Origin of the sequence: Bordetella sp. (assembly GCF_051960075.1) — a bacterium.
In the GTDB taxonomy this organism is placed as follows: Bacteria; Pseudomonadota; Gammaproteobacteria; order Burkholderiales; family Burkholderiaceae_B; genus Bordetella.
This window is the reverse complement of the sequence record NZ_JBQCER010000034.1, coordinates 1-3,256: the sequence shown is the minus strand read 5'-3', so window position 1 is coordinate 3,256 and position 3,256 is coordinate 1. Positions and strand designations below refer to the sequence as shown.

The window sequence follows — 3,256 nt, the reverse complement described above, 5'->3', positions numbered from 1 at the left end:
CGCGTTCGCTCAAGGGGCTGGCGAAAGAATTGCACGTACCCGTGGTCGCATTATCCCAATTGAACCGCAGCCTGGAACAACGCCCGAACAAACGTCCCGTCATGTCGGACTTGCGGGAGTCGGGTGCTATCGAGCAGGATGCTGACCTGATCCTTTTCATCTATCGCGACGAAGTCTACAACCCGGATTCTCCCGACAAGGGCTCGGCCGAGATCATCATCGGCAAGCAGCGTAACGGCCCCATCGGCACCGTGCGCCTGACTTTCCAGGGTTCCAGCACGCGCTTCCTGAACTTCTCGGCATCAGGATACTAACGCTCCCGCATCGGGCCTTTCGGCCCGTGCATCCGGCTGGCGTAATATATCGCTAGTTATAACGACGCGAGAGTGTATTCCGTGGCCTTCAAACTGCTGCGCACCGTCAGTCTCTTTTTGGTCATGTCTCTGGCTGCGGCCGGCGCGCCGGCCTTGGCTGCCGACCACGGCACCGTGAACGTTCTGTACGCAGGCTCGCTTGTGAACCTGATGGAGCACAGCGTCGGCCCCGCGTTCGAGAAGGCTGCCGGCCTGGACTTTCGGGGCTATGCCGCAGGCTCGAACAAGATCGCCAACGAGATCAAGGGCAAGCTTCGCCGAGGCGACGTTTTCATCAGTGCGAGCCCCAAAGTCAACGGCGCTCTGATGGGCGAGTCCAATGGCAATCATGTGACCTGGTATGTCAACTTCGCCAAGTCGCCTCTGATGATCGGCTACAACCCGCACAGCAAGTTCGTCAAAGATTTCAAGACCCGGCGCTGGGACCAGGTGCTGCAGGAGCCGGGCATTCGCATCGGCCGCACCGATCCCAAGCTGGATCCCAAGGGTGCGTTCACCGTGCAAATGGTAGACAGGGCCGCCAAGCTTTACCGGCAGCCCGACCTCGCGCAGAAGATTCTGGGCGCGCCGGAGAACCCCGCGCAGGTGCTGCCGGAAGAAACGCTCGTCGGCCGGCTGCAGTCGGGGCAACTCGACGCGGGCTTTTTTTACTCGACCGAGACGTCCGACCTGAACATTCCCGCCGTGGCGCCCGAGGCCGCGCTGCACGCCCAGGCGGACTACACCCTGACCATTCTTGCCGACGCCCCCAATGCCGAGGGCGCGGCCAAATTCGTCAATTTCCTCCTGAGCAAGCAGGGCGAGGCGCTACTCGAGGCGCACGGCATCGACGTGATCAAGCCCACGACCACCGGCAATCCGCTGCTGATGCCCGCGTCGGTGCAAGCCATGATCGAGGCGTCCGCTCGATGAAACCGATCGCGGCCCGGCCTATCGCGGCCCGGCCTATCGCATGGCTGGCGGCGCTGCTTGCGTTGTATCTGTGCGCGCCGTTTCTTGCCGGCATCCCGCAGATCGGCCGGGCCGATTGGGCCAACGTCGACTGGAGCCAGACCTGGTCCGCTGTTGGCGTCTCGGCCGCCAGCGCGAGCGTCTCGACCCTGATCGTGTTGCTGGGCGGGGTACCGCTGGGCTATTTCCTGGCGCGCTCGACCTCGCGGCGCATGGCCGTCCTCGGCTTTGTCGTGCAGCTACCCCTTGCGCTGCCGCCGCTCGCCAGCGGCGTGCTGCTACTGTTTCTGCTCGGGCCGTACAGCATAATCGGCAGCCTTTTCGGCGGCACACTGACCGACTCGTTCGCGGGCATCGTGATTGCCGAGAGCTTCGTTTCGGCGCCGTTTCTCATCATTGCCGCGCGCTCGGCGTTTGCGGCGGTCGATCCTGTCTACGAGGACGTCGCGGCCACGCTCGGCCATCATGCCGGCAGCCGCTTTCTGCGCGTCATGCTGCCCATGGCCTGGCCGGCCATCGGCGCGGGACTCGCGCTCGCATGGCTGCGCGCATTCGGAGAATTCGGCGCGACGGTCATGGTGGCCTATCACCCGTATTCTTTGCCCATCTACACCTATGTCATGTTCGGCAGCCAGGGCCTGCCGGCGATGATGCCGCTGCTGCTGCCCACGCTCGCGATCGCACTGCTGTGCGCGGCCCTCTCGATCTATCGCCGCCGCAGCCATGCCGAGTCCGATGCGGCGGGCGCTGCCGATACCGCCGCCGAGGAGTTGGCAGGCATCGTGCCGGTCGTCCCTGCGCTTGCCGGCAGCACGCGCCTGGCCTTCGAGCTGGAACACCGCGCCGGCGCCTTTCATCTCGATGTGCGCTGGGCTCCGAACGCGCGCAGGCTCGCCATCGTGGGCCCTTCGGGTTCGGGCAAATCGATGACGCTGCGTCTGATAGCCGGTCTCGGGCAGAACAGGCTCGGCACCTTGCGCAGCCACGTCGTGCTCGGCGATATCGACCTCGCCGCGCTGCCGCCCGAACGCCGGGGCATCGGCTACATGCCGCAGGACTATGGCCTTTTCCCGCACATGACGGTCGCTCGACAGCTGGCTTTTCCGGTCGCGGCCGACGCCGCCGGCGCGCGCTATTGGCTCGACCACCTAGGCCTGACCAGTCTCACGCAGCATCTGCCCGCGCAGCTCTCGTTCGGCCAGCGGCAGCGCGTCGCGCTGGCGCGCGCCCTGACGCAGCACAGTCAGCTTCTGTTGTTCGACGAACCGTTCTCCGCGCTCGACACGCCGCGCCGCCGCCTGCTGCAGGCCTCGCTGCGCGCGCTGCAGCGCGATATCGACGCGGTCACGATCGTCGTCACCCACGATCCCGACGAAGCCGCGCTGCTCGCCGACGAGATCCTCGTGCTGGAGCACGGCCGTACGTTGCAGGCCGGCCCGGTGCACGAGCTATACGCGCGCCCGGCCAGCGCGCGCGTTGCCGAACTATTGGGACTGCCCAACATCGGGGAGGGCATCGTACGCGACGACGGCGCCATCGATACCCAGGCCGGTCTCGTATTGCGTCCCAATGCCTGCAGCTACGCCGTAGGCTCGCTCGTGATGTGGCGCGTCGCGCCCGACGGCATACACGCCACCGATCAAGGCACTTACATCGGCCGCATCGAAAACCTGCAACTGCGGCGCGGCGAGCGCTATGCGCAAGTGCGCATCGGCGGCGTCGTGCTCGACACGCGCGCAGACGAGTCCACATTCGACAATACCCCTGTGCGCCTGCACATCGACTCTTCATCGATCTCTATCTGGCTACCGACATAGGCTGCGACATCGACGCTCAAAGACCCTGGTAGTCGGTCGGGTTGCGCAGGCGCCGGGGCTTTGCGGCCTGTTGGAGGCTGCCGAGAGCTTCCGTAGGGAGGGCGGGGGCTTTCC

3 protein-coding genes are annotated in these 3,256 nt (G+C 65.4%); all 3 read left to right on the top strand.

Features of this window, described 5'->3' with window-relative positions; genetic code table 11:
- A partial coding sequence (locus ACTHJ1_RS04495; protein ID WP_440188318.1) for a DnaB-like helicase C-terminal domain-containing protein occupies nucleotides 1-314 on the top strand: 314 nt, incomplete at its 5' end.
- 123 nt (nucleotides 315-437) lie between these two features.
- Nucleotides 438-1,286 carry an extracellular solute-binding protein gene (locus ACTHJ1_RS04490; protein ID WP_440188321.1) on the top strand — a complete coding sequence of 283 codons (849 nt, stop codon included), beginning with the start codon at nucleotides 438-440 and terminating at the stop codon, nucleotides 1,284-1,286.
- Nucleotides 1,283-3,142 (top strand): ABC transporter ATP-binding protein/permease, encoded by a 1,860-nt coding sequence (locus ACTHJ1_RS04485; RefSeq protein WP_440188315.1) that lies wholly within the window; start codon nucleotides 1,283-1,285, stop codon nucleotides 3,140-3,142. The genes ACTHJ1_RS04490 and ACTHJ1_RS04485 overlap by 4 nt, the downstream gene beginning before the upstream one ends.
- Nucleotides 3,143-3,256 lie beyond the last annotated feature (114 nt).